Here is a 644-nt window from a genome sequence, read left to right as displayed (position 1 = left end):
CGCAACGCTCTTTAACAATTTATCAGACAATCTGTGTGGGCACTCGCAGGATTGATATCAAGCGTCTCCGGACGCAAAAAAATATCAAGTCTTAAGAGTGAACACATAATGAAATTCATTATGACGTTTTACACTTGAGCATCGCTGCACTTGTTGCAGCAAATCGAACTTTTAATTGAAGAGTTTGATCATGGCTCAGATTGAACGCTGGCGGCAGGCCTAACACATGCAAGTCGAACGGTAGCACAGAGAAGCTTGCTTCTTGGGTGACGAGTGGCGGACGGGTGAGTAATGTCTGGGAAACTGCCCGATGGAGGGGGATAACTACTGGAAACGGTAGCTAATACCGCATAACGTCTTCGGACCAAAGTGGGGGACCTTCGGGCCTCACGCCATCGGATGTGCCCAGATGGGATTAGCTAGTAGGTGGGGTAACGGCTCACCTAGGCGACGATCCCTAGCTGGTCTGAGAGGATGACCAGCCACACTGGAACTGAGACACGGTCCAGACTCCTACGGGAGGCAGCAGTGGGGAATATTGCACAATGGGCGCAAGCCTGATGCAGCCATGCCGCGTGTATGAAGAAGGCCTTCGGGTTGTAAAGTACTTTCAGCGGGGAGGAAGGCGATGCGGTTAATAACCG

General features: G+C 51.2%; 1 rRNA gene. It reads left to right on the top strand.

The features are described 5' to 3' along the window. Window positions 1-172: 172 nt before the first annotated feature. Window positions 173-644 (top strand): 16S ribosomal RNA (locus tag QZH36_RS21315); the annotation flags it as partial.

This window comes from Erwinia wuhanensis (assembly GCF_030484085.1).
Lineage (GTDB): Bacteria > Pseudomonadota > Gammaproteobacteria > Enterobacterales > Enterobacteriaceae > Erwinia > Erwinia aeris.
This window is presented reverse-complemented; position numbering and strand designations above follow the sequence as displayed.